Source organism: Sinorhizobium fredii USDA 205 (assembly GCF_001461695.1).
GTDB classification, from domain to species: domain Bacteria; phylum Pseudomonadota; class Alphaproteobacteria; order Rhizobiales; family Rhizobiaceae; genus Sinorhizobium; species Sinorhizobium fredii.
On record NZ_AUTC01000144.1, the window covers coordinates 1 to 24550 of the forward strand.

23 protein-coding genes and 2 pseudogenes are annotated in these 24550 nt (G+C 63.4%); 17 read left to right on the forward strand and 8 right to left on the reverse strand.

Annotation, left to right across the window (positions count from 1 at the left end):
* Positions 1-43: 43 nt before the first annotated feature.
* Positions 44-1153: pseudogene (locus N181_RS17735) on the reverse strand (aldehyde dehydrogenase family protein); the annotation flags it as partial.
* 272 nt (positions 1154-1425) lie between these two features.
* On the opposite strand from N181_RS17735, the gene N181_RS17740 reads away from it, so the two are divergent.
* The gene (locus N181_RS17740) at positions 1426-1647 is read left to right on the forward strand and encodes a hypothetical protein (protein ID WP_037432814.1); all 222 of its coding nucleotides are present in this window, start codon (positions 1426-1428) and stop codon (positions 1645-1647) included.
* Positions 1648-1729: 82 nt separating this feature from the next.
* Here N181_RS17740 and N181_RS17745 read toward each other — a convergent pair whose 3' ends face one another.
* Positions 1730-2212, reverse strand: coding sequence for an Lrp/AsnC family transcriptional regulator (locus tag N181_RS17745; RefSeq protein WP_037401300.1), 483 nt, complete (start codon positions 2210-2212; stop codon positions 1730-1732).
* A 105-nt stretch (positions 2213-2317) separates the two neighbouring features.
* Here N181_RS17745 and ehuR point away from each other — a divergent pair, with 105 nt between their 5' ends.
* The 10 genes from ehuR (at position 2318) to doeB (ending at position 11944) form a co-directional block, all read left to right on the forward strand.
* Positions 2318-3703, forward strand: a complete 1386-nt coding sequence (gene ehuR / locus N181_RS17750; RefSeq protein WP_050984168.1) for a MocR-like ectoine utilization transcription factor EhuR — start codon at positions 2318-2320, stop codon at positions 3701-3703.
* 122 nt (positions 3704-3825) lie between these two features.
* The gene (ehuA, locus tag N181_RS17755; RefSeq protein WP_037401294.1) at positions 3826-4611 is read left to right on the forward strand and encodes an ectoine/hydroxyectoine ABC transporter ATP-binding protein EhuA; all 786 of its coding nucleotides are present in this window, start codon (positions 3826-3828) and stop codon (positions 4609-4611) included.
* A gap of 64 nt (positions 4612-4675) precedes the next feature.
* Positions 4676-5527 (forward strand): ectoine/hydroxyectoine ABC transporter substrate-binding protein EhuB, encoded by an 852-nt coding sequence (gene ehuB, locus N181_RS17760; RefSeq protein ID WP_060563631.1) that lies wholly within the window; start codon positions 4676-4678, stop codon positions 5525-5527.
* 96 nt (positions 5528-5623) lie between these two features.
* A complete protein-coding gene (ehuC, locus tag N181_RS17765) occupies positions 5624-6283 on the forward strand; it encodes an ectoine/hydroxyectoine ABC transporter permease subunit EhuC (RefSeq protein ID WP_037401290.1) in 660 nt (219 codons plus the stop codon).
* A 2-nt stretch (positions 6284-6285) separates the two neighbouring features.
* Complete coding sequence (ehuD, locus tag N181_RS17770; RefSeq protein WP_037401287.1) at positions 6286-6948, forward strand: ectoine/hydroxyectoine ABC transporter permease subunit EhuD; 663 nt, start codon at positions 6286-6288, stop codon at positions 6946-6948.
* Entirely contained in the window at positions 6948-7733 is a 786-nt protein-coding gene (eutA, locus tag N181_RS17775; protein ID WP_037401284.1) for an ectoine utilization protein EutA, read from the forward strand. The genes ehuD and eutA overlap by 1 nt, the downstream gene beginning before the upstream one ends.
* Positions 7730-8743, forward strand: a complete 1014-nt coding sequence (gene eutB / locus N181_RS17780; protein WP_037401316.1) for a hydroxyectoine utilization dehydratase EutB — start codon at positions 7730-7732, stop codon at positions 8741-8743. The genes eutA and eutB overlap by 4 nt, the downstream gene beginning before the upstream one ends.
* Complete coding sequence (eutC, locus tag N181_RS17785; protein ID WP_037401281.1) at positions 8731-9720, forward strand: ectoine utilization protein EutC; 990 nt, start codon at positions 8731-8733, stop codon at positions 9718-9720. Before eutB ends, eutC begins: the two co-directional genes overlap by 13 nt.
* A gap of 33 nt (positions 9721-9753) precedes the next feature.
* Positions 9754-10935 (forward strand): ectoine hydrolase DoeA, encoded by a 1182-nt coding sequence (gene doeA, locus N181_RS17790; protein WP_037401278.1) that lies wholly within the window; start codon positions 9754-9756, stop codon positions 10933-10935.
* A gap of 4 nt (positions 10936-10939) precedes the next feature.
* Complete coding sequence (gene doeB / locus N181_RS17795; RefSeq protein ID WP_037432823.1) at positions 10940-11944, forward strand: N(2)-acetyl-L-2,4-diaminobutanoate deacetylase DoeB; 1005 nt, start codon at positions 10940-10942, stop codon at positions 11942-11944.
* Positions 11945-12495: 551 nt separating this feature from the next.
* Here the strand turns inward: doeB and N181_RS17800 are convergent.
* The 3 genes and pseudogenes from N181_RS17800 to pepT form a co-directional block, all read right to left on the reverse strand.
* Positions 12496-13003 (reverse strand): annotated as a pseudogene (locus N181_RS17800) (enolase C-terminal domain-like protein); the annotation flags it as partial.
* A 704-nt stretch (positions 13004-13707) separates the two neighbouring features.
* Positions 13708-13974, reverse strand: coding sequence for a DUF2277 domain-containing protein (locus N181_RS17805; protein ID WP_037401272.1), 267 nt, complete (start codon positions 13972-13974; stop codon positions 13708-13710).
* A 379-nt stretch (positions 13975-14353) separates the two neighbouring features.
* The gene (gene pepT, locus N181_RS17810) at positions 14354-15586 is read right to left on the reverse strand and encodes a peptidase T (protein ID WP_037401270.1); all 1233 of its coding nucleotides are present in this window, start codon (positions 15584-15586) and stop codon (positions 14354-14356) included.
* Here pepT and N181_RS33240 point away from each other — a divergent pair.
* Together N181_RS33240 and N181_RS17815 are read left to right on the forward strand one after the other, a co-directional pair.
* Entirely contained in the window at positions 15570-15809 is a 240-nt protein-coding gene (locus N181_RS33240) for a hypothetical protein (protein ID WP_141322154.1), read from the forward strand. The two genes, pepT and N181_RS33240, sit on opposite strands and share 17 nt — an antisense overlap.
* Before the next feature lie 10 nt (positions 15810-15819).
* On the forward strand, positions 15820-16029 hold the full coding sequence (locus tag N181_RS17815; RefSeq protein ID WP_014331061.1) for a dodecin: 210 nt from the start codon (positions 15820-15822) through the stop codon (positions 16027-16029).
* A 70-nt stretch (positions 16030-16099) separates the two neighbouring features.
* Here N181_RS17815 and N181_RS17820 read toward each other — a convergent pair whose 3' ends face one another.
* The 3 genes from N181_RS17820 to N181_RS17830 all read right to left on the reverse strand — a co-directional run bounded on the left by N181_RS17820 (position 16100) and on the right by N181_RS17830 (position 19815).
* Complete coding sequence (locus tag N181_RS17820; RefSeq protein WP_037401265.1) at positions 16100-17281, reverse strand: MFS transporter; 1182 nt, start codon at positions 17279-17281, stop codon at positions 16100-16102.
* Positions 17282-17484: 203 nt separating this feature from the next.
* Complete coding sequence (locus N181_RS17825; protein WP_037401262.1) at positions 17485-18696, reverse strand: BaiN/RdsA family NAD(P)/FAD-dependent oxidoreductase; 1212 nt, start codon at positions 18694-18696, stop codon at positions 17485-17487.
* Positions 18697-18783: 87 nt separating this feature from the next.
* Positions 18784-19815 carry a substrate-binding domain-containing protein gene (locus N181_RS17830; protein ID WP_037432827.1) on the reverse strand — a complete coding sequence of 344 codons (1032 nt, stop codon included), beginning with the start codon at positions 19813-19815 and terminating at the stop codon, positions 18784-18786.
* Between the two features lie 374 nt (positions 19816-20189).
* Between N181_RS17830 and N181_RS17835 the strand changes: the two genes are divergently transcribed.
* From N181_RS17835 to N181_RS17850, 4 genes are all read left to right on the forward strand, one after another.
* Positions 20190-21455, forward strand: a complete 1266-nt coding sequence (locus tag N181_RS17835) for an ABC transporter substrate-binding protein (protein ID WP_060563633.1) — start codon at positions 20190-20192, stop codon at positions 21453-21455.
* A 144-nt stretch (positions 21456-21599) separates the two neighbouring features.
* Positions 21600-22586: a carbohydrate ABC transporter permease gene (locus N181_RS17840; RefSeq protein ID WP_037401253.1), complete on the forward strand. Its 987-nt coding sequence runs from the start codon at positions 21600-21602 to the stop codon at positions 22584-22586.
* A complete protein-coding gene (locus N181_RS17845) occupies positions 22586-23416 on the forward strand; it encodes a carbohydrate ABC transporter permease (protein WP_037432830.1) in 831 nt (276 codons plus the stop codon). Before N181_RS17840 ends, N181_RS17845 begins: the two co-directional genes overlap by 1 nt.
* Before the next feature lie 17 nt (positions 23417-23433).
* On the forward strand, positions 23434-24459 hold the full coding sequence (locus tag N181_RS17850) for an ABC transporter ATP-binding protein (RefSeq protein WP_037432832.1): 1026 nt from the start codon (positions 23434-23436) through the stop codon (positions 24457-24459).
* Positions 24460-24550 lie beyond the last annotated feature (91 nt).

Sequence of the window (24550 nt, forward strand, 5' to 3'; positions counted from 1 at the left end):
CCGACCGCCAGAAGATCAATGATTTAGCCGTTGTTCAGGGCCGACTAGCGAGCCTGGCGCCGCGCTTCAGCGCGTCGGCAACCTGCTCCTCGACCTTGGCAACAGCGCGTTCATGCATCAGCGGGCCGATATCCGTGGCGGCCTCGAGCCCGGCTCCGACCTTCAGGCGCGCGATCCGCGCGGCAAACGTCTCCTGGAAGGCTTTGAGGATCGGCCGCTCGACATAGATCCGGTTGGCGGCGAGGCAGTCCTGGCCGGAGGTCGCGAACTTAGCGGCAATCGCAATATCGGCGGCTTTCTCGACGTTGGCATCGGCAAAGACGACCAGCGGCGCGTGACCGCCGAGTTCCATCACCAGCCGCTTCATCGTCGGTGCGCATCGGGACGCGATCAGGCGGCCGATTTCGGTGGAACCGGTGAAGCTCATGGCGCGGACCCGCACATCTTCGCACATGCGGCCGACGATTGCGGTGGCACTCCCGGTGACGACGTTGAACACACCGGCGGGCAGGCCTGCGCGCTCGCCGAGCTCGGCAAGCGCCAGAGCGGAAAGCGGCGTCTCGGAGGAGGGGTGTGCGACCACCGTGCAGCCGGCGGCGAGTGCGGCGGCCGCCTTGCGGGTGATCATCGCCGAAGGGAAGTTCCACGGCGTGACGATGCCGACGACGCCGAGCGCCTCGCGGCGAACGATCATCTCGGCGCCGGCAAGGTGGCTCGTGACGCTCTCGGCATTGAGGCGCTTGCCCTCCTCGGCATACCACTCGATGAAGGAAGCCGCGTAGTCGATTTCGCCGCGCGACTCGGCGAGCGGCTTGCCTTGTTCCAGGGTCATCAGCAAGGCGAGATCTTCCTTGGCGGCAAGCATCAGGTCGTGCCACCTGCGCAGGATTGCAGCGCGTTTTTGCGGCGCCATATCGCGCCAGGATCTGAATGCTTTCTCCGCCGCATCGATCGCTTCGGACGTCTGGTCCGCATCGAGCGAAGCGACGAAGGCGAGGGCGGTGCCACTCGCCGGATCGCTCACTTCTAGACACTTGCCGTCGCGCCCGGCGATCCAGCGGCCGCCGACATAGGCGAGTTCCCGCAGCAATTGCCGGTCGCTCAACTGCTTCAAGGCTTCGTGGAAGGCGGTGCGCGCAAAGATTGCGGTCATGTCCAAGTCTCCTCGTTCGTTGCGAAGAGATTGACACTGTTGCCGCGAGAGATTGTCCATTCCGCCACCCGCCCGGAGAGACTTGGACCAAAAGAAAGGCTTCCCCGAGAGAGATTGTCTGGGGTGGGTAGGAACAGTGCGTGCGGTGTTCCGCCCTTCTCGCGAAGGGGGCATCCGACTTTCCTGAATATCGAAGGCCGCGCGCGTGGAACAGAAGCTCGATCGGCACGTTGTGCAAAAGCACGTCCGCGTGAAGGAGGGAGAATTGTGCCATGACCGCATCATTGCCCCAGCACCCTGTCGTGATGGCTGGTGAACACATCCTGACCGTGCAGGAAGCGTTAGAGCCTTTGTACATGGAGCTCGAGCAACAGGTAGAAACCAAGCTGGTGCAGATAGCTGTTTCTGCGGGCTGGTCGGCGGCCGAAGCGATCGAGGCTATCGACGAATTGAAACGGCATGAAATTCTGTCGGTGGACGATGGCGACAGTTAACAAACCCGGGCCAACGCCTCTCGCGAGCTAAAACGACCGCGCGCGAGGAGAGGTGCGTCGACTTTTTACTTGGTCATTGTTTCTAATCCACCGGCGATAACAGCGAGCCGAGCGGCAGGACGGTTTCCTCCTTGACCGTCTTGGTAACGATGTAGGTGAAATAGCGGTCGATGCCGAGTTCGCGCCCGAGCAACTCGTCGATCAGCCGCTGATAGGCATCGATGTCGGCGGTCACGACCTTGAGGATATAGTCGACCCCGCCGCCGACCGACCAGCAGGCGACGATTTCCGGGATCGAGCCGATGGCGCGTTCGAAACGGTCGAAATCGGCTTGCCGATGGTTGCCGAGCGTCACCTCCATCATCACGCTCGCAACCGCCGCTACCCGGCGCAGCGCGATCCGCGCGTGATAGCCAGTGACAATCCCTGCCTTTTCCAGCTTCCGCAGCCGCATCCAGCAGGGCGTCGGCGACAGGCCGGCCTTTTCGGCAAGCGCCAGCTTGGTGATGCGTCCGTCGGCCTGGATCGCCTCGAGGATACGTATATCGATCGCGTCGAGTTTCATGCGGGGTCCTTCCATCGATCCCTGGTCGTGTCGAAGTCCGGGAAAAGACATTGGGTTCTCACTTTTGCATTGTCAATTGAGCTGATTTTGATCACTGTTCAAATCATGACAAATTGGATGCCCGACATAAGTCTCCTGCGCCGCCCGGCCTATCTCTCGCTGGCCGATCAATTCGCCCGCGCCATTCAGGAGGGACGGCTTCAGAACGGAACGCGGCTGCCGACGCACCGCAGGCTTGCCGACGACCTGAAGCTTTCGGTGCAGACGGTGAGCCGCGCCTATGACGAGCTCATACGGCGCGGTCTGATCTCCGGCGAGGTCGGGCGCGGCAGTTTCGTGCAGACGCGGCCGCGCGAACCGGATCCGCCCTATCTGCCGGAGCGGCTCGGCGAGCTGATCGACCTGTCGATCTTGAAGCCCGTCTGCGAGCAGATCCATCTCGACAAGATGCGGCAGGGCTTTGCCTGGCTTGCCGAGAACCTGCCGGCAAGTTCGGCGCTTTCCTTCCGGCCGAATATGGTGTTCCCGCGCCACCGCGGCGTCGCGGCCGAATGGCTTTCGCGCTGCGGGCTCGACGTCTCGCCGCTCAACATCAATCTCACCAATGGCGCGACCTCGGCCATGACCGTGGCGCTGATGAGCGTCGCTCCGCCGGGTTCTACGATTGCGACGGAAGCGATCAGCCATCATACGCTGGTGCCGCTCTCAACCTATCTCGGCATCCATCTACAGGGCATTCCAATCGATGATGACGGCATGGTTCCGGAGGCGCTCGACGATGCCTGCCGCAAGGGCGTCATCCGCGCGATCTTCCTGCAGCCCTCGGTCATCAATCCGACGGCGACGCTGATGAGTGCCGAGCGGCGGGCCGCGCTTGCGGAGGTGGCGCGCCGGCATGACCTCGCCATCATCGAGAACGACATTCTTGGCCCCTTGGTGGAGGAGCGTCTGCCGCCGGTCGCGGCACTGGCGCCGGAGCGCACCCTTTATGTCACCAGCTTCACCAAGATCACCGTGCCGGGCTTGCGGATCGGCTACCTCGCCGCGCCGGACCGTTACGTCGCAGCGGTCGCCAATCGGCACCTCGTCTCGAACTGGATGGCGACGCCGTCCATCGCCGAGATCGCAACGCATTGGGTGAGTGACGGCACGGCGATGGAACTCGTCAACTGGCAGCGCCGCGCGCTTGCCGCACGCCACGCGATTGCCACCGAGACCTTTGGCAGGCTGGCGCACCGCGCCCATCCCCAGAGCCTGCATGTCTGGCTGCCGCTGCCGGAGGGCCATTCGGAGGACGCTTTTGTCTCCCAGGCGCGGCTGCGCGGCGTTGCGATCGCGCCGGGGGCGTCCTTCCGCACCGCCGACAGCGGCTGGCGTCCGGCCGTCCGGATATCGCTCGGCTCGACGAGCGAACAGGAATTGAAGACCGGTCTCGGCATCGTCGCCTCGCTGGCGCTCGGCGATCCCGAGGCCTTGCTGCTGGCGATCTGAGACGAATGCACAGATTCCGGGCGCTTCTGGCAATAATTGTCATGATATTATTATTCACATTGACATGATTTTGGAACCGGATCATCGTTAGGACATTAAGGGTCTCATAGGGAGAGACGCGAATGTCCGAGCCGATCATCCGCATCGACAACATCGTCAAGAGGTACGGTCCGCTGACCGTGCTCGACGGATTGTCGATGGAGGTCCTGCCGGGCGAGAAGCTTGCTCTGATCGGCCCCTCCGGCTCGGGAAAGACGACGATCCTGCGCATCCTGATGACGCTGGAGACGATCAGCGACGGCTTCATTCAGGTCGACGGCGAGCAGCTCTACCACATGAAGAAGGCCGGCAGCCTTATTGCTGCCGACGAACGGCATCTTCACAAGATGCGCGAGAAGATCGGCATGGTCTTCCAGCACTTCAACCTGTTTCCCCACAAATGCGTGCTCGACAATGTGACGCTGGCGCCGATGCTGACGAAGGGCATCGCGCGCGCCGCGGCGGAAAAGCGGGCGATGGAGCTGCTCGACATGGTCGGCTTGGCCGACAAGGCCAAGAGCATGCCGGCGCAGCTTTCCGGCGGGCAGAAGCAGCGTGTCGCGATCGCCCGGGCGCTGGCGCTTTCGCCGAAGATCATGCTGTTCGACGAGGTGACCTCGGCGCTTGATCCCGAACTCGTCGAGGAAGTCCTGAACGTCATGCGCAAGCTTGCCGCCGAGACCGACATGACGATGCTGCTCGTCACCCACGAAATGGGCTTCGCCCATGACTTCGCCGATCGGGTGCTCTTCTTCGACCGCGGCAAGATCGTCGAGGAGGGCAAGCCCGCGGATATCTTTCGGCATCCGAAACAGGAACGCACGCAGACCTTTCTGCGCAAGATCATAGCGGCAGGGCACCGCGTCTAAGGCCGTAGGGCCGACATTGCCTCACACAACAACAGCAAGAGAACAACAGAGGAGGTTGGGAACGATGAAACTGAAAGACTGGATGGCAATGGCGGCAGGTGCAACGGCATTGATGGCAGTTGCGGTGGCTGCTCCCGCCGCGGCGGATGAGAACAAGCTCGAGGAGCTGAAGGAACAGGGCTTCGCGCGCATCGCCATCGCCAACGAACCGCCCTTTACGGCGGTGGGTGCCGACGGCAAGGTTTCCGGCGCCGCACCGGATGTCGCCCGCGAAATCTTCAAGCGTCTCGGCGTTGCCGACGTTGTCGCCTCCATCTCGGAATACGGTGCGATGATCCCGGGCCTGCAGGCGGGACGTCATGATGCAATCACCGCCGGCCTCTTCATGAAGCCGGAGCGCTGCGCGGCGGTCGCCTATTCCCAGCCGATCCTCTGCGATGCCGAGGCCTTTGCGCTGAAGAAGGGCAATCCGCTCAAGCTGCAGAGCTATAAGGACATTGCCGACAATCCGGATGCCAAGATCGGCGCCCCCGGCGGCGGCACCGAAGAGAAGCTGGCGCTCGAAGCCGGCGTGCCGCGTGATCGCGTCATCGTCGTGCCGGACGGCCAGAGCGGCATGAAGATGCTGCAGGACGGCCGCATCGACGTCTATTCGCTGCCGGTGCTGTCGATCAACGATCTGGTATCGAAGGCGAATGACCCGAACATCGAGGTGGTCGCGCCGGTCGAGGGTGCGCCGGTCTACTGCGACGGCGCTGCCTTCCGGAAAGGCGACGAGGTGCTGCGCGATGCCTTCGACGTCGAGCTCGCCAAGATGAAGGAGTCCGGCGAGTTCGCCAAGATCATCGAGCCCTACGGCTTCTCGGCCAAGGCCGCGATGTCGACGACGCGCGAGAAGCTCTGCGCCGCGAAATAGGCTCGAGCCTCTCCTCTTCATTGAACCTCCTCTCCGCATCGGCGGAGAGGAGGAATGACGCGGCGCGGAAGCGAATTCGATTGGAATAATTGAACGATGATCGACTGGTCCGGCTATATCGGATTGATCCTTGAGGGTGCCTGGGTAACCGTCCAGCTCACGCTGATGGGCTCGGCGCTTGCCGTCGTGGTCGCCTTTGCGGCGGGGCTCGGGCGCGTCAGCCGTTTCACGGCGGTGCGTGCGCTTGCCACCACCTATATCGAATTTTTCCGCGGCACCTCGATTTTCGTCCAGCTCTTCTGGGTCTATTTCGTCCTGCCTTTTGCCGGCATCACGTTGACGCCGCTTCAGGCCGGCGTGCTGGCGCTCGGCCTGAATGTCGGCGCTTATGGCGCGGAAGTGGTCAGGGGTGCGGTGAAGGCGATCGGTCGCGAGCAGCGCGAAGCCTGCATCGCGCTCAATCTCTCGCGCTACCAGGCGATGCGCCACATCATCCTGCCGCAGGCGCTGCCTTTGATGCTGCCGACCTTCGGCAACAACGCGATCGAGCTTCTCAAAGGGACGGCCGTCGTCTCGCTGATTTCGCTTACGGACATGACCTTCCAGGCGCAGGTGGTGCGGGCGCAAACGGGCAGCACTCTGATCCCGTTCGCGACCATCCTGGTGCTCTATTTCGTCATGGCCTGGGTCATCTCGCTCGGCATGCGCTGGCTGGAACGCCGGGTGAGCCGTGGACTAGATGGCGTGAGGGTTTGACCATGGAATGGGATTGGGAATTCGTCCACCAGATCATGCCGACCCTCCTTGAAGGGCTGCAGATCACCATTCTGGCCACCATTCTCGGCGCCGCCGTTGCCGCGGCCGTCGGGCTCGTCTTCGCCATCCTGCGCATGGTGGCGCCGAGGCCAATCGCGCGCGCCACCAGCTTTGCTGTGGAATTCATCCGCGGCACGCCCCTGCTGGTGCAGCTCTATTTCATCTTCTACGTGCTGCCGGACATCGGCATCCGCCTGCCGGCGCTTGTCGCCGGCGTCATAGGTCTCGGCATCCACTACGGCACCTATGCCGCCGAGGTCTATCGCGCCGGCATCGAGAACGTGCCGCGCGGCCAATGGGAGGCAGCCAAGGCGACGAACCTGACGGCGCGCCAGACCTGGATCCATGTGATCCTGCCGCAGGCGATCCCGCCGATGATCCCGGCGCTCGCCAATTACCTGATCGCCATGTTCAAGGAGACGCCGCTGCTTTCGGCAATCACGGTGCTCGAACTTATGAACCAGGCAAAAAGCATCGCCAACAGCAACTATCGCTATATCGAGCCGATGACATTGGTCGGCGTGTTCTTCCTGATCATGAGCCTGATCTCGGTTTTCTTCCTGCGCTGGCTGGAAGAGCGCTACGCACGGGTGGACGAACGCTGATGGAAAAACCTGTCGCTCTCTCCCTGGCGCGGCGCGCGCCGCGTCTCGACGACCGGCCGCTCGAAAAGCGCATCGGCCTCGTCATCCTGGCCACCGATCATACGACGGAGGTGGATTTCCAGCGACTGGTGGCGTCTGACGCGATCGGTGTCTATGTCGCCCGCATCCCCTATGCCAATCCGGTGACGCCGGAGAACCTCCGGGCAATGCAGCCTTCGCTCACCGTCGCCGCAGCCTTGATCCTGCCGGACGAAGCGCTCGATGTCGTCATGTATTCCTGCACTTCGGCCTCCGTCGTCATCGGTGACGAGGAAGTAGCGGCCGCGATCAAGGCCGCCAAGCCGGGGGCCGCCGTGGTGACGCCGACGGCAGCCGCTGTCAAAGGCTTGGGGACACTGGGGGCCAGGCGCATTTCCGTGCTCACCCCCTATACGGTCGAAACGAGCCGGCCGATGGCGGATTACTTCGCCGCACTCGGCTTCGAGATCGACCGGTTCACTTGCCTGGGGCTCACCGACGACCGGGAGATGGCGCGGATCGCGCCGGCGGAGATCGTGGCCTTTGCAAAAGAGGCAATGGGACCGGAGTCGGGCGCGCTGTTCATTTCCTGCACGGCCGTGCGCGCGGCGGGCGTGATTGCCGAAATTGAAGCCGCGATCGGCAAGCCCGTCGTCAGCAGCAATTATGCCACCGCCTGGGCCTGCCTGCGCCTTTGCGGCGACACGTCGGCACGGCCGGAACTCGGTCGATTGATGGCGCTGCCTCTGGAAGGGGAGTGGCCGTGAGAAGTAAGCTCCCCGTGACCATCGAGGACATAGAGGCCGCGGCGCGGCGCATTTCCGGCTGCGTCTTGAGGACGCCGCTCGTCGGGTCAGCATCACTCAGCAAACTCTGTGGCGTGCCTGTTTGCTTGAAGCTCGAGCATCACCAGACAACCGGCAGCTTCAAGCTGCGCGGCGCGACCAACGCGGTGCTATCCCTTTCCGCCGAAGAGCGGGCGCGCGGCGTGATCGCGGCCTCGACCGGCAATCATGGCCGGGCGCTTGCCCATGCGGCAAAGGCTGAGGGCTCGGTCGCGACGATCTGCATGTCGCGCCTAGTGCCGGAGAACAAGGTCTCGGAGATCCGCCGCCTTGGCGCCGATGTGCGGATCACCGGCAACTCCCAGGACGAGGCGCAGGAGGAGGTTGAGCGGCTCGTCGCGGAAAATGGCCTCGTCATGGTGCCGCCCTTCGACCATGCGGCCGTCGTCGCAGGGCAGGGTACGCTGGGCCTGGAGATTGTCGAGCAGATGCCAGATCTCACCGCGCTGCTCGTGCCGGTTTCGGGTGGCGGGCTGGCGGCCGGGGTTGCCGCAGCGGTCAAGGCGCGCCAGCCGGCGACGCGGGTGATCGGGCTGACGATGGAGCGCGGCGCGGCAATGCAGGCGAGCGTCGCCGCCGGCAGGCCGGTGCTCGTCGAAGAACATCAAAGCCTTGCGGATTCGCTCGGCGGCGGTATCGGGCTCGACAATCACTTGACGTTCCGCATGTGCAGCGAGCTCGTCGACGACATTATCCTCCTGACGGAGGCGGAGATCGCCGCCGGCATGCGCCACGCCTACACGCAAGAGCGCGAAGTGGTGGAAGGTGCCGGTGCCGTCGGCATCGCGGCGCTTCTCGCCGGCAAGATCAAGATCACCGGCGGCCCGATCGTGGTCATTGTCTCCGGCCGCAATGTCGACATGGGCCTGCATCTGCGGGTGATGAACGGCGAAACCGATCCGTTTCGCGAGGAGGCGGCATGGCACGGATGACGATTCTCACCGAGGCGGAGCTGCGCCGCATCGTGCCGCTTGATCGCGAGGCGGTTGCCTGCGTCGAGAATGCCTTCCACGCACTCGCCACCAGGGCGGTGGCGATGCCGCCGATCCTGAGGCTCGATATTCCCGAGCATCGCGGCGAGGTCGACGTCAAGACCGCCTATGTGCCGGGCCTCGACGGCTTCGCGATCAAGATCAGCCCCGGCTTCTTCGACAATCCGAAGATCGGCCTGCCGAGCACCAATGGCATGATGGTACTGCTGTCGAGCCGCACGGGGCTGGTTCAGGCGCTGCTCATCGACAATGGCTACCTGACCGACGTGCGGACGGCGGCGGCCGGGGCAGTCGCAGCCAAACATCTGTCGCGGGAGAAATCTTCCGTCGCTGCAATCTTCGGCGCCGGCATGCAGGCAAGGCTGCAGCTCGAAGCGCTAACCCTCGTCCGTCCGATCCGAGAGGCGCGGCTGTGGGCGCGCGACGGGGAAAAGGCCGAGGCGACGGCAAGCGCACTTGCGGAGAAGCTGGGCTTTCCGGTGAAAGCGACAATCGATCCGAAGGCAGCCGTCACCGGTGCCGACATCATCATTACCACCACGCCCTCGGAGACGCCGATCCTGAAGGCCGAATGGCTGCAGCCGGGCCAGCATGTCACCGCCATGGGCTCGGACGCCGAGCACAAGAACGAACTCGACCCGCAGGCGATTGCCGGCGCCACCTATGTGGCCGACAGCCTGAAACAGACGCGTCGTCTCGGCGAGTTGCATCACGCGATCGCCGCCGGTGTCGTGGGGCTCGATGCCGAGTTCGCCGAACTCGGCCAGGTGATCGCCGGGCTGAGGGCGGGACGCACGAGCGCCGGCGAGATCACCATCGCCGACCTGACCGGAACCGGCATCCAGGACACCGCCATCGCGACCCTCGCATTCGCGCGGGCCAACGCGGCGAACGCCGGAACCACTTTCGAGAGTTGAGACCGGCAGGGCCGGAAAAACGAGGGAAGAACCATGACCCAACCCAACCTCAAATTCTCCCTTGGGGAATATGAAGCGCGCCTCAAGAAGACCCGTCAGGCGATGGAGGCGAAAGGCGTCGAGCTGCTGATCGTCAGCGATCCATCCAACATGGCCTGGCTCACCGGCTATGACGGCTGGTCCTTCTATGTGCATCAGGCGGTGATCGTGCCGCCTTCCGGCGAGCCGATCTGGTTCGGCCGCGGCCAGGATGCCAACGGCGCCAAGCTCACCGCCTATCTCAGCCATGAGGACATCATCGGCTATCCCGATCACTACGTGCAGTCGACCGAGCGTCACCCGATGGATTATCTTTCGGGCATCCTTGCCGACCGCGGCTGGGGGGCGCTCCGGATCGGCGTCGAGATGGATAACTACTGGTTCTCGGCGGCAGCCTTCGCCTCGCTGCACAAGCACCTGCCGAATGCGCGCTTCGTCGACGCAACCGCGCTCGTCAACTGGCAGCGCGCCGTCAAGAGCGAGACGGAAATCAAATATATGCGCAATGCCGCACGGATCGTCGAAGCCATGCACCAGCGCATTTTCGACAAGATCGAGGTCGGCATGCGCAAATGCGATCTGGTCGCCGAGATCTATGATGCCGGCACGCGCGGCATCGACGGCATCGGCGGCGACTATCCGTCGATCGTGCCGCTGCTGCCATCCGGCGTCGAGGCGTCCGCGCCGCATCTTACCTGGGACGACCGGCCGATGAAGCGGGGCGAGGGGACCTTCTTCGAGATCGCCGGCTGCTACAACCGCTATCACCTGCCGCTGTCGCGTACGGTGTTCCTGGGCAAGCCGACCCAGGCTTTTCTCGATGCAGAGAAAGCGACGCTCGAGGGCATGGAGGCCGGCCTTGCCGTCGCCAGGCCCGGCAATACCTGCGAGGACATCGCCAATGCCTTCTTCGCCGTCCTGAAGAAATACGGCATCGTCAAGGACAATCGCACCGGCTATCCGATCGGTCTTTCCTATCCGCCGGACTGGGGCGAACGCACCATGAGCCTGCGCCCCGGCGACATCACTGAACTGAAGCCCGGCATGACGTTCCATTTCATGACAGGGCTCTGGCTCGAGGACATGGGCTTCGAGACGACCGAGAGCATTCTGATCACCGAAACCGGCGTGGAATGCCTGGCCTCCGTGCCGCGCAAGCTGATGGTCAAGGACTGAGGCGATGAGGGAGCAGCATCTGCGGCCGTCGCCGATCAGCGCCACGGTCGACTTCGAAGCCGATGGCGTCCAGCACGGCTTTCTGCGCCTGCCCTATAGTCGCAACGATTCGGCCTGGGGCTCGGTGATGATTCCAATCACCGTCGTCAAGAATGGGGAGGGCCCGACGGCCCTCCTGACGGGCGGCAATCATGGCGACGAATACGAGGGGCCGATCGCGCTTTTCGACCTGGCGCTGAAGCTCGATCCTGCCGAGGTTCGCGGCCGGGTGATCATCGTTCCGGCGATGAATTATCCGGCCTTCCTCGCCGGCACGCGCACGTCGCCGATCGACAAGGGCAATATGAACCGCAGCTTCCCCGGCAAGCCTGACGGAACCGTGACCGAGAAGATTGCGGACTATTTCCTGCGTGTCCTACTGCCGCTGGCCGACATCGTGCTCGACTTTCATTCCGGCGGAAGGACACTCGATTTCCTGCCGTTCTGCGCCGCCCACATCCTCCCCGACAAGGCGCAGGAGGCAAAAGCCTTCGAATTCGTCCGGGCTTTTGGAGCGCCCTATTCGATGAAGATGCTGGAGATCGACGCGGTCGGAATGTACGACACGGCGGCTGAGGAGATGGGCAAGATCTTCATCACTACCGAGCTTGGCGGTGGCGGATCGGCGACGGCACTGACCGCGGCAATCGCCAAGCGCGGGGTGGAAAACGTGCTGAGGCACGCAGGCATCATCGCGGGCGAAATCGAGGCGCAACCGACCGAATGGTTGGACATGCCGAGCGGCGACTGCTTCGCTTTCGCGGAGGACGGTGGGCTTGTCGAGTTCCTCGTCGATCTCGGCGAGACGGTCGAACAGGATGCGGTGATTGCGCGGATCTTGCCCGTCGGTCGGACAGGCGCGAAGCCATTCGAGGTCAGGGCCAGGATGAAAGGCCTTCTCGCGGCCCGCCACTATCCCGGGCTGATCAAAGCGGGCGACTGCTGCGCGGTGCTGGCTGTGACCGTTTAGAGAACCGTCACTCCCTGGCCGTCAGTTCGCCGGCTCCGTGGACCTGACTGCCGCGTGCCCATCTTCTCGATTCTAAAAGGTTAGAGCGGGATGCGGGCGGAAAACCGCGCACACTTTTCCTCATCCCGCTTTAGCCCGACCTGAGACTAAACTTCGCTCGCCACGAAAAAGCCCCGCACTATGGCGGGGCAAGTCCGCATCCAGTTGCCTTCGTTGGATGCGGGACGTAGCCCAGAGATGGAAGCTACGCAGAGACGCTATCTACGGTTTGATCAGAGAGGAAGGTCTGATTTCGCGATTTCGGTACGCCTCTTCAAAAAAACATAAGCAGGGTAAACGCTTTTCGCTTTTTCCAAGCAGCACGATTTTCAACGTCCCGATCACATCGGCGGCATCGAGGAGAGATCCCGGCCTTGTCGGCAGAAAGGCCGCGAGCCCGCTCGTTGCGGGCAGGTCGATCAGACGTCCTGGGCGCTGTGCCTGCCAGCGGCACCGTCGCGGATTGTGTCGATCCCATTGAAGGGTCTCCGGACGTCTCAGCCCGGCTGGTGTCAGTCGTAGCTGGCGACTGGTTCGCCCAGAACTTCCAGCCGGGGCACCACGCCCAGTCCCGGCGTAGCTGGCGCGACGATGCGTCCTTCAAGGACGTCGAAGGGACCGTCGGCCCTTTTTGAGCGAGACGATGTCTCGGCTTTCAAGCACGCACCGCAGGTATCTTTCAGGAACGGTGTGGCCCAGGTGCACGATTGCAGCAAACGCGATGTCCGATCCGGTCGTTTCCTGAACACTGACCGTATGGCCTGCAGCGACGCGGATATCACGGTGCCGGCGTCCTCTAGTCAGGCCGCCGTTCTTGGAGATCTTAAGGCCGATTCCTTCTGCCGCATCCTCTGCGACGAGCTGCACGATCGATGCGTCGTCAGTTGCGAGCTCATCGAAGATGATCGGAACGTCGGTGCGACGGCGCAGCGACACGCACTCGCGCCAGGTCGCGCAGAGTGCCTCAAGTACGAAATCAAGGCCATGCGGCAACAACCGGAGCATGCGTAGTGCCGTCTCGTCTATGTGATCGACGGCGGACGCACCAAGAAACTCCCGCTCCCGGTGACTTGACCGGTGTGTGACGGTTCCAGTTTGCGACTCGGTCGACGATACAGACATCGGCGCCGTCTTTTTCTCGTTCGCTGTTCATCAAGAGTACGTCCGACACAACCGAAAAGTGTCGCTTTACCGGTACTATGAGATCAGAGATGCAGCCGTTGATAGGGCCGCGACTGGTCGCAGCAGGAATCCGAGTTCCGTTTTTGTCCTCATTGAACCGGCGCGCATTGGCTGCTTATCGAACGCGATTGGCCCTGACGTCCGACGCGCCCCTGTCGATCCACTCCACTGCGGCAATTGCCGAACCGAAAAGGAGGGCAGGTATCGCCAAAGCGCCCAAGAGCCTCAGCATTTGAAGGCGGCGTGTCCGCCTTCCGTCCCAATCGTAGACCATCCTCTGTCCACCTCCACGCAGAATATTAGCTGAAGATAAAATCAGAGAAAAACCTAGAGGTCGAGTCCCTTTGACGGTGCAACTTTTGACAGAACTTTGTGTGGTGACCGTTCGCTCGCCGAAAGAGGCAGAGGAGCCCGCGACGACCTGACCGCCTAATGCATGTCGCCCGAAAGTGTGCAGCGGTTTCGGGATGACGCCATGCAACAAAAACAAAGACCTAAAGCGCGCTGCGTGAACACGTTTGAACGCGACGCGCTTTAGGAGATTACGGGAAGCGGATCTCCATTCGGGCCCGCGCCTTTGCGGCTTCTTGCTCACGGTTGCGTGGCGGATGCGAAGTCTCCAGCGAATCGAGCAGTTCGCGGGCGCATGCGGCGATCGAACTGACCGCGCGCTCGAACGCCACTTCATTGCGCTTCGCGGGCTTGGTCGTTCCGGCCAGTTTGCGCACGAACTGCAGCGCTGCGTCGTGAATCTCCTGGTCCGTCGCTGGCGGATCGAAATTGAACAGAGTTCTTATGTTTCGGCACATGACTTTCTCCCGGTCATCGTCGGTTCCCTCCGCTTAAAAGGTTGTCGCGCAATGTCGCTTGAGCGGCAGGCAGAGACACGAATTTTGACACAAGTGCGTTTCCGCTGGGGAGGTTCCTGACAACAAATCACATGATTGACGGTGTGTAAAATCACGGATGTCCGGCGTTCGGGATCTGGCGGGAAGGCGCGAAAGCGGATCGCCTCGCCTTGCGCGAGGAGAAGAAAAGTCGACAACATCACAAAAGGCGTGTGGTTGCATCCGTAGCCGACGGCATCGGCGCCCGCTGGTGGCGTGATGACCGGCGCCCGGCGGCCCGGCAGTGGAGTTCGTCAGTCCCGGAAACAGTGCACCCGACTTCGCAACGAGCTGAGCCGTTCTAGCTCTGCTCCGCCCAGACCTTTGCCAGTTCGACGATGGTCTTCACCGCCCGCTCCATGTCCTGGCGGCTCACCCATTCGAGCGGCGAGTGGAAGGCGTGGCCGCCGGCGAAGAGGTTGGCGGCGGGCAGGCCCATGAAGGACAGCCGCGATCCGTCGGTGCCGCCCCGGATGCTGCCGCGAACCGGCGTCATGCCGGCGCGCCGGATCGCCTCGATGGCATTCTCGACGATCTCCGGGTGGCGATCGAGGATCGCCTTCATGTTGCGGTACTGCTGCTTGACCTCGAAGCTGTAGCTGGAGCCGGGATAGTCGTCGATGACGCGTCGCGCCAACTCGTCGAGCATCGCTTCCTTGGTGGCGAGGCCAGCCTCTTCGAAGTCGCGGACGATGAAGCTTAAGGTCGCCTTCTCCATCGAACCGGAGAGGCCGGTCGGATGGACGAAGCCCTCGCGGCCGGCCGTCGTCTCCGGCGCCAAGTCCTTCGGCAGTCGATCGACGATCGCCGCGGCGATCTTGATGGCGTTTTCCATCTTGTCCTTGGCGAAGCCCGGATGGATGGCGACGCCGTGGATGGTGATGTCGACGCTGTCGGCCGAAAAAGTTTCGTCCTCGATATGGCCGGCCGTCTCGCCGTCGACCGTATAGGCGAATTCCGCACCGAGCTTTTGAAGGTCCACCTTGTCGACGCCGCGGCCGATCTCCTCGTCGGTCGTGAAGAGCAGCCTGATCGTTCCGTGCGGGATGTCCGGATTATCGACGAGGAACTGGGCGGCCGTGACGATCTCGGCGAGACCGGCCTTGTCGTCGGCGCCGAGCAGCGTCGTGCCGTCGGTCGTGATGATGTCGTTGCCGATCTGGTCGGCAAGCGCCGGATTGTCGGCGACGCGGATCACCTGATGCCGATCGCCCGGAAGCCGGATGTCGCCGCCGGCATAGTTGCGAACGATCTGTGGCTTGACGTCCGTGCCGGTGAAGTCGGGCGCCGTGTCCATATGCGAGCACAGGCAGATCACCGGCACCGGCTTGTCGACGTTGGACGGAATGGTCGCATAGACGTAGCCGTGCTCGTCGAGATGGGCGTCGGAAAGGCCGATCGTCAGCAGTTCTTCGACCAGCAGGCGGCCAAGCGTCTTCTGTTTTTCAGTGGAGGGCTGCGCCGCCGACCTCGGGTCCGACTGAGTGTCGATGACGACGTAGCGCAGGAAACGATCGGTGACGGTATCGGCCATGGCGAGCTCCAGGGAGGCATTGGGAGAAACCCGCTATAGCCCGCGCCGGGGGCGGCGTGAACGGATTTTTGCCCTGCCGCTGCGTTTTGCCGGCGCGGTCGATCAAAGTTTTGAGCTTTTGCTGGCGGCAGGGACGCAACGAAGGCATGATCGTCGAGGCAGCGGCGACGCATGCCGCTGGCGCAACACGATGACCGAAATACCAGATCGGAAAACCCCTTGAGGAGGATACGGTGAGCGCGCACGTCTACAAGAAAGTCGAACTGATCGGAACTTCCCCGAAATCGATCGACGAAGCCATCGAAACGGCGATTTCGCGGGCTTCGAAAACCATGCGGAACCTCGACTGGTTCGAGGTGGATCAGATTCGCGGGCAGATCGTCAACGGCGAGGTGGCTCATTACCAGGTGGTCATGAAGGTCGGCTTCCGCATCGACGACTGAACGGCGCGGGGACCTCCGCCGACGGGCCGGCCCATTTCGTTCGGCCCGCCGGCATCCTGATCCATAGGGGTCAGGCGGCTTGCAAGGCGGCGGTCGAGCGCCGATCCAGTGCACCGCTCCAAAGGGTCAAGAGCAGCGCAAGGGACACGAGGATCGCTCCGACCCAGGGCGTTGCGCCGAGCCCGAGAGCGGAATCGACCACCGTGCCGCCGAGCCAGGCGCCGAGCGCGATACCGAGATTGAAGGCGGCGATGTTCAACGCCGAGGCGACGTCGACGGCGCCGGGGCGGTGCGCCTTGGCAAGCTGGACGACATAGAGCTGCAGTCCCGGAACATTGGCGAAGGAGAGGAAGCCGAGCGCGGCCAGCGTGACAAGCGTCGGCAGCGGCGAGGTCGCCGTGAAGGAAAAGACGAGGAGCACCAGCGCCTGGAGGAGGAAGAGGCCGACCAGCGCCTTCACTGGATTGGTGTTGGCGACCCGTCCGCCGGCCACATTGCCGACGGCGATGGCGAGACCGTAGAGCACCAGGATCAGGCTGACGCTTTCGGCCGAGAAGCCGGTGATCTCCTGAAGGATCGGGGCGAGGTAGGTGAAGGCGACGAAAGTGCCGCCATAGCCGAGCGCGGTCATGGCAAAGACGATCAGCAGGCGACCGGAACCGAGCACGCGCAGTTGGTCGAGAAGGCCTGCTGGAGCGGCCCTGGGGAGGGTCTTCGGCAACAGCGCGGCGATGCCGGCGAAGGCGATCACGCCGAGCCCCGCCACCGCCCAGAAGGTCGTGCGCCAACCGAAGATCTGGCCGATATGGGTGCCGATCGGCACGCCGGTGACGATCGCGACGGTCAGCCCCATGAACATCATGGCGATTGCCGAAGCGCGTCGATTTTCCGGCACGAGATCGGCGGCGATCGTCGAGCCGACCGAGAAGAACACGCCGTGGGCGAAGGCCGAGAGCACACGGGCGACGAGCAGCACTTCATAGCTCGGCGAGAGCGCCGCGGCCGTGTTGCCGGCGATGAACAGCCCCATCAGGCCGAGGAGCAGCGGCTTGCGCTCGATCCGGCCGGTAAGCGCGGTGAGGATGGGAGCGCCGAAGGTGACGCCGAGCGCATAGACGCTGACGATAAGGCCGGCGAGCGGCAGGGTGATGTCGAGGTCGGCCGCGACCGTTGGCAGCAGGCCGACGATGACGAATTCGGTGGTGCCGATCGCGTAAGCCGCGATCGTCAGGGCGAAGATGGCGAGAGGCATGGCAAATACGTTTCCGCCCGCCGTTCGAGCTGAACGGCGGCTTGAAGAGGCGTTGAACGAGGGTTCGTCTTTCGCGGTGCAATATGCTGGCGCAGGGCAGTTGCGATAAGCCGCAGTCTCGTCGAAACGCCTGTGAATGGAATTCATGAATGAAAATGCGATGAGCTTTCGGCTCACGAACAGTGAGTCGGTTCAAAGCCGGCTCAGTTGCGCGCCAGCCAGGCCGTGATGCCGCCCGCTGCGGCGCGTCCCGTCGCGAAACAGGCGGTCAGCAGGTAGCCGCCGGTCGGAGCCTCCCAGTCGAGCATCTCGCCGGCGACGAAAAGCCCGGGAAACGCCTTCAGCATGGAGTTGCCGTCGATCTGGTCGAGGCCGATGCCACCCGCCGAGGAGATCGCCTCGGCGATCGGCCGCGGCCGTAAGAGTGGGATGGGCAAAGACTTGACCGTGGCCGCAAGCCTTTCCGGATCGGCCTTCGACATCTCCGGCGCGAGTTCGCGCAACAGCGCTGCCTTCACGCCCTCGACACCGGCGCCCTTTCTGAGGCGATTGGAAAAGCTTGCCTTGCCGTCCTGCCGGGCGAGATCGCGCCTCAGGCGTTCCGCGGTCCGACCCGGCGCGAGGTCGAGCGTAAGCGTAGCTTTACCATCCCGTTCCAGCCGGTCGCGCAGGGTAGCGGCGTGGGCGTAGACGAGGCTGCCTTCGATGCCGTGGCGGCTCACCACGAATTCGCCGGGGAGGGCGCCGGCCTCGGACGAGGCGATGACGGATTTCAAGGGTTCTCCGGCGAAGCGATCCCGGAACGTCTCGCTCCAAGCGACATCGAAGCCGCAATTGGCGGGGCGAAACGCACGGACCTTCACGCCCCTGGCGGTGAGCCACGGCACCCAGGCGGCGTCGGAGCCGAGACGCGGCCAGCTTGCGCCGCCAAGCGCCAGCAGCGCGGCGTCGCAGCGGACGATCTTGCGCCCCTCCGGCGTCTCAAAAAGATAGCCGTCCTCGGCAAAGCCGACCCAGCGATGCCGGGTGAGCAGCGTGACGCCTTGCGCCTCCAGCCGGCGCAGCCAGGCGCGCAGCAGCGGCGAGGCCTTCATCGCCTTGGGGAAGACGCGGCCGGAGGTGCCGACGAAGGTATCGGTGCCGAGCCCTGCCGCCCAGGCCCGCACCTCGTCGGGCGTGAAGCCGTCCAGCGCCGGGCGCAGGCGATCGGAGGCCGCGCCGAAGCGGGTGGCAAAATCCCGATAGTCCTCGGAATGGGTGATGTTGAGGCCGGACTTGCCGGCCAGCAGGAACTTGCGGGCAGCGGTCGGCATCGCCTCGTAGATCGTCACGGCATGGCCCGCCTCGGACAGGGTCTCGGCCGCCATCAGGCCGGCCGGGCCGCCGCCAATGATTGCGATTTCTCTCCGTTGCATCGATCTTCCGTCCGTTCGAGCTTTACAGCGCCGCGCGTCCAAGTGGACGCGCGAAAGTCGCTGTAGCACTTTGAAATCCTGCAGTCGTCAGGGGCGCGATTCGGCCTGTGGCGGGGGAGCGGTCGACTCGCGCAGGATGAGTTCGACGGGCCAGAGCTCGTGGATCTCTTCGGCCGCCCGCCCGCCCAGGAGCTGCAGCACGAGGTCTGCCGCCCGTGCCCCGGCCGCGCGGATGGATGAGCGGGTCGCCGACAGCGACGGCACCATGTTGTCGGCCGTCAGATACGGAAAGACGTCGTCATGGGCGATCACCGAGATGTCCTTCCCGACGACCAGCCCGCGGGAACGCACCGCCCGGTAGATTCCCAGAGCCGTCATCATCGAGCCGGCCACGAAGGCCGTCGGCCGCGGCGATTGCTCGAGGAAGGACCGGGCGAAGCGGAAGCCGAGTTCGTCGGTGAAGTGGCCGTGGGCGACAAGGCGCGGATCGAAGGCGATGCCCCGCTCCTCGAGGGCGTCGCGATAGCCCTTGTCGCGATGCAGCGAGAAGGTCCGGCCGGCTCGACCGTTGATCATCGCGATGCGCCGGTGGCCGAGGTCGAGCAGATGCGCGGTGGCGCGGCGGAGGGCCCCCTCGTTGTCAATGTCGAGCCAGGCATGCGTCACGTCGGTCTCGGAGCGGCCATGCACGAGGAAGGGAAAGCCGAGCTCACGAAGAAAGGCGATGCGCTCGTCATTCGGCTCCGGCGAATGAACGATGACCGCATCGACCCGGCCACTGGCAACGAGCCGGCTGTAGAGCGGAATCTCGTCGGTCAAACCCCGGTCCGCCGTCGGGCTGACGAGAATGTCGATGTCCTCGCCATCGAGCCGCTCGGCCATGCCGCTCATGAATTCGGCGAACTGAAATTCCCCGCTGCGGCCCATGACGACGCCGATCGCACCGGCGCGGCCGGTGACCAGACGTACCGCATTGATGTTGGGGCGATAGCCGAGCCGAACGGCCTCTTCGGCCACCCGTTGGCGGGTCTTCTCGCTCACCTCCGGGTAGCCGCTCAGCGCTCGGCTGACCGTCGTCGGCGAAAGGCCCAGTTGGCGGGCGAACTCCTTGAGCTTCATGCGGCCTATCTATTCCCTTAGCCCGTTCCCCGATCAGGAATATACGCCTTTACCGCAAGGGACAACCGATCGCTGGACGCCGCATCCGGCGCGGAACGGAGCCTGCTTTGCGCTCCGCGATTAGCCAAATCGTTTTAAATTTGTTCGGCGCGACACGCATTGTGAAATTCCGACCAAGAAAACTCGCAGAAGAGTTGCAAACAGCATAAAACATTGAATATACGACATTATTCGTATATTATTTGCGTCCGAAGATTTGCGAGCGGCGGCATATTGACAACATTTGAGGCTTCTGACACTTTTTTCCAGCCAAACCGTTTTCGAATTTGCTGAGGAGCTTTCGAGCGGTGGAGGATTTGGAGGAGCCATCGATCATGACACTTCTGCTGAAGACCTTGACTTTTTGCGCCGCTCTCGGCGCTGCCGATCTTGCCGCCGCCGCCGCGGAGCTTTCGCTTGCGGCCAACACCACCGGCAAGAATGTGCATTTCATGCGCGAGCAGCTCGACGCCTTCGAAAAGAAGACCGGCCACAAGGTCAGTCTCGTCACCATGCCGTCGTCGAGCAGCGAGCAGTTCAGCCAGTACCGGCTGTGGCTGGCGGCCGGAAACAAGGACGTCGACGTCTACCAGACGGACGTCATCTGGGCGCCGCAGCTCGCCGACCAGTTCGTCGACTTGACCGCGGCCGCGAAAGACGTGGTCGGCGCGCACTTCCCGTCGATCATCCAGTCGCAGACCGTCAACGGCAAGCTGGTGGCGCTGCCGATCTTCACCGACGCGCCGGCGCTCTACTATCGCAAGGACCTCCTGGAGAAATACGGCAAGACGCCGCCGAAGACCTGGGACGAGCTGGCGGCGACCGCCAAGGAGATCCAGGAGAAGGAGCACGCCGCCGGAAAGGCCGATCTCTGGGGCTTCGTCTTCCAGGGCAACGCCTATGAGGGGCTGACCTGCAACGCGCTCGAATGGATCAAGTCGTCCGGCGGCGGACAGATCGTCGAGCCGGATGGGACGATCTCGGTCAACAACGAAAAGGCGGCCGCGGCCATCGAGCGGGCCAAGAGCTGGATCGGCACGATCGCGCCGGAGGGCGTGCTTGCCTACCAGGAGGAGGAATCGCGCGGCGTCTGGCAGACCGGCAATGCCGTCTTCATGCGCAACTGGCCCTATGCCTATGCGCTCGGAAACGGCGACGACAGCGCCGTCAAGGGCAAGTTCGACGTGATGCCGCTGCCGACCGCCACCGACGGCGACAAGCCCTCATCTGCGCTCGGCGGCTGGAACCTGGCGGTGTCGAAATATTCCGACGAACAGGAAGCGGCGATCGAGCTTGTCAAGTTCCTCTCGTCGAAGGACGTGCAGAAAGCTCGCGCGCTGCAGCTGTCGCAACTGCCGACGATCGCCGCCCTTTACGACGATGCCGAGATCGCCGCCGCGCAGCCCTTCATGCCGAACTGGAAGCCGATCTTCCAAAGCGCCGTGCCGCGCCCTTCCGCGGTGACCAAGGTCAAGTACAACGAGGTCTCCTCGAAGCTCTGGAGCGCCGTCCATAACACGCTCTCGGGCGACGGAACCGCCGCCGAGAATCTCGAACTCCTGGAAGTTGAGCTGACCGAGCTCAAAGGCGACAGCTGGTAACCTCCCCCGGGCGGGGTGGCGCTGGATAATGTGCACCTCTCTCCCCGCCTTGCAGCTGTCGCCGGGGATGGCGGCCCACTCCGGCCGCCATCCCCCTCTCAAAACCCTGCGGCGAAAGCCGAACGGCAAAGGGGACCAAAGCTCATGACCGATCTCACAGTCGCGGATGCACGCGCCGCGCTTGCGCATCCGAGCCATATCAATTCGGACCTCAAGGCCCAGCGCGTCCGCTCGGCCTGGGTGTTCCTGGCGCCGACCCTCATGGTGCTGGCGCTCGTCGCGGGCTGGCCGCTCGTCCGGACCATCTACTTCAGCTTCACCGATGCTTCGCTGACGAACCTTGGCGGCGCCGAGTTCGTCGGCTTTCAAAACTATCTTTCCTGGATCACGCTGAAGAGCGGCCGGACCATCTACAAGGGCCTGCTCGCCGATCCCGCCTGGTGGAACGCCGTCTGGAACACGCTGAAATTCACCGTGATTTCCGTCAGCATCGAGACGGCGCTGGGCCTGGTCGTCGCCCTGGTGCTGAACGCCCATTTTCCCGGCCGCGGCCTGGTGCGGGCGGCAATCCTCATTCCCTGGGCGATCCCGACGATCGTCTCGGCCAAGATGTGGGCCTGGATGCTCAACGACCAGTTCGGCATCCTGAACGAGATATTCGTCGGGCTCGGGCTGATCAGCCAGAAGATCGCCTGGACCGCCAGTCCCGATACCGCGATGGTCGCCGTGCTCATCGTCGACGTCTGGAAGACGACGCCGTTCATGGCGCTCCTGATCCTCGCCGGACTGCAGATGGTGCCGATCGACATCTACGAGGCGGCGAAGATCGACGGGGTCCATCCGATCCGGGTCTTCTGGCGCGTGACCCTGCCGCTCATCCGGCCGGCGCTGATGGTCGCGGTGATCTTCCGCATGCTCGACGCGCTGCGCATCTTCGACCTCATCTATGTGCTGACCCCCAATAACGCGCAGACCAAGACGATGTCGGTGCTGGCCCGCGAGAACCTCTTCGATTTCGACAAGTTCGCCTACGGCGCCGCCGCCTCGACGATGCTGTTCCTGATCATCGCCTCGATCACCGTCCTCTACATGTGGTTCGGGCGCGTCAACTTCGAAGGGGGGGAACGCTGATGGCTGCAACGCTCGCAAAGCGCACCGCTTTCTATCTGCTCGTCGCAACGATCATTCTGATTGCCGTCTTTCCCTTCTACTATGCGATCCTGACGAGCCTCAAATCCGGCACCGCCTTGTTCCGCGTCGACTATTGGCCAAGCGAACTGTCGCTCGCCAACTATATAAGTGTCGTGTCGGCGGGCAGCTTCCTCAGGAACCTCGGCAATTCGCTGCTGGTGGCGACGCTGGTCGTCGCCATCTCGTTGCTGTTTGCGGTCACCGCGGCCTATGCGCTCGGCCGGGTGCGGTTCCGTGGCCGGTCGCTGTTGCTGCTCACCATCCTGTCGGTGTCGATGTTCCCGCAGATCGCCGTTCTCGCCGGCCTTTTCGAGCTCATCCGCGGCATCGGCATCTTCAACACACCGCTGGCGCTGATCTTTTCCTACATGATCTTCACCCTGCCCTTCACGGTCTGGGTGCTGACCACCTTCATGCGCGACCTGCCGGTGGAGATCGAGGAGGCGGCGATCGTCGACGGCGCCTCGCCCTGGGTGATCATCACGCGGGTGTTCATGCCGCTGATGTGGCCGGCTTTGGTCACGACCGGCCTGCTCGCCTTCATCGCCGCCTGGAACGAATTCCTGTTCGCGCTGACCTTCACCTCGTCGGATGTGCAGCGCACCGTGCCGGTGGCGATCGCGCTGCTTTCGGGCAGCAGCAATTTCGAAATCCCCTGGGGCAACATCATGGCCGCATCGGTGATCGTCACGGTACCGCTGGTGGTGCTGGTGCTGATCTTCCAGCGGCGGATCATTTCCGGCCTGACGGCCGGCGGCGTCAAAGGCTAGAGATTTAGGAGACGAACATGGCAGAGCTGCAATTGCGCGACATCCGCAAATCCTTCGGCGCATTCGACGTCATCAAGGGCGTCAGCATGGACATAAGGGCGGGCGAGTTCATGGTTTTCGTCGGTCCGTCCGGTTGCGGGAAATCGACGCTTTTAAGACTGATCGCCGGTCTCGAGGAAATCAGCTCCGGCACGCTGGCCTTCGACGGCGAGGTCGTCAATCATCTCGTGCCGTCGAAACGCGGCATCGCGATGGTGTTCCAATCCTATGCGCTCTATCCGCACATGACGGTGTTCGAGAACATGGCTTTCGGGATGCAGCTTGCCGGCAAGGACAAGGAGCAGTGCCGAAAGCGGGTCGAGGCGGCGGCGGAGATGCTGCAGCTCACGCCCTATCTCGAGCGCCTGCCGCGCCAGCTATCCGGCGGCCAGCGGCAGCGCGTCGCGATCGGTCGGGCGATCGTGCGCGATCCGAAGGTCTTCCTGTTCGACGAGCCGCTTTCCAACCTCGATGCGGCCTTGCGCGTCGCGACCCGCATCGAGATCGCCAGGCTTCATCGCAGCATGCACAAGACGACGATGATCTATGTCACCCATGATCAGGTCGAGGCGATGACGCTTGCCGATCGCATCTGCGTGCTCCGTGACGGGCGCGTCGAACAGATCGGCACGCCGCTGGAGCTCTACGAAAATCCGAACTCGGTCTTTGTTGCCGGGTTCATCGGCTCACCGAAGATGAATTTCCTCTCCGGCCCCTTCGCCGCGCTCTACGAAGCCGAGACGATCGGCATCCGGGCCGAGCACCTGGAGATCGCCGAGGACGGGCAATGGGCCGGAACGGTCATCCATTCCGAGATGCTCGGTTCCGATAGCTACATCTATCTCGACATCGGCGCCGGCGAGCCGGTGATCGTCCGGGAGAACGGCACGTCGCGGCATCAGCCCGGCGAGACGGTGCGGATCTTGCCGGAGGCCGGCCAGATCCACAGTTTCGACGCAGCGGGACGGTCGATCGGACGCCACATCATGCGAGGTGCCGCCTAGGTCATATCGAAATCGGATCATTTCCGAAGGCCAGACGTTAGACCGGGTAGGGCGAAATCCCAGCCCGACCCCGGTCGACTGATTCAATTCA